1 protein-coding gene is annotated in these 1,031 nt (G+C 50.3%); it reads right to left on the bottom strand.

What is annotated here, in order from left to right; all coding sequences use genetic code 11:
• Positions 1–118: 118 nt before the first annotated feature.
• Complete coding sequence (locus C1752_RS27975; protein WP_110989307.1) at positions 119–874, bottom strand: peptidylprolyl isomerase; 756 nt, start codon at positions 872–874, stop codon at positions 119–121.
• Between the last annotated feature and the right edge of the window lie 157 nt (positions 875–1,031).

Below are 1,031 nucleotides of genomic sequence, written 5' to 3'. Positions count from 1 at the left end.
CCTATACCTAGAAAGGAATGTGTCAATTTCGCTGCCTCGAGAAATGCGAAAATTATAGCCTGAAATCTATACCCTCAAAGCGTTACAGCCTTAGCGTTGTTTTCTGTTCCGATGTACCCTAAACACCATCTCCCGTTTGCAACACATAGGATTCCTCCGCTCGGGTAAAGGGCAAGTCACTATAGAAGCCGCGCTGTACCAGATCAACAAAATTCCCGGCAGTGACTGGCGCACTATAACCATCAACCACCACCGTCATCGGACCTTGGGTGGTTTCTAGGACAACCGTGGCCCGACCGTTGAGCTGTGGTAGGGACTGATAAGCCAGGGGGACTTGAAAGGGAAATTTGCTCACTAGCGCCCCTTCAAGCTGGTTCATTGCGACGGCTGCACGAACGCTCAGATCGGTAAACGCCTCTGCATCTTGCCGATCAGCAGCGTCCTTCAAGGCCACCAAGTCCTGGCTAATGGTGTCCGCTAGATCTGTCGCCCTCTCTCGATGGTCAGCGGGGACTTCGCTGAGAATATCCATCCGATGCTGACTAAAAGCACTGATGGCCTTATCGGTATTGCGCTTTACTTCACCCCAGCTTTTCTTCAAGGATTTGGGGGTAGAAGCCGCCAGCGTCATCGATGCATTGTCTACATATTCTTGAACCTCTAGCATCGCTTGATTGTCCAGTGGCAGAGCTTGACGCAGCAGTGCATTAGGGTTGGTGACGGCATCACCCGGTGGCAGGTAGGCAATCAGAGTCAATGCATTGCTGGTATTCCAGGTTCCACCACTGAATCCAAGGGAGGCAACGATCACAAGTATGATCGCCAGTAATCGCTGAGTCATCTTGGACAATGCCCGATTCCATGAAGACTGCATGGCTCTCTCCTCACTCTTTCTAATGTGTATTGACCTTGTCCCGAAAAAGTGGACAGTTAAGTTAGAGAGTCATCGGTTGTCCTAGATTAAGCCAGTACTGCTCTTCAAGCTGAACTGGAGCAAGATATCCAATGGTCGAATGAATACGCTGTCGGTT

This window comes from Acaryochloris thomasi RCC1774 (genome assembly GCF_003231495.1).
Lineage (GTDB): Bacteria > Cyanobacteriota > Cyanobacteriia > Thermosynechococcales > Thermosynechococcaceae > RCC1774.
This window is presented reverse-complemented; position numbering and strand designations above follow the sequence as displayed.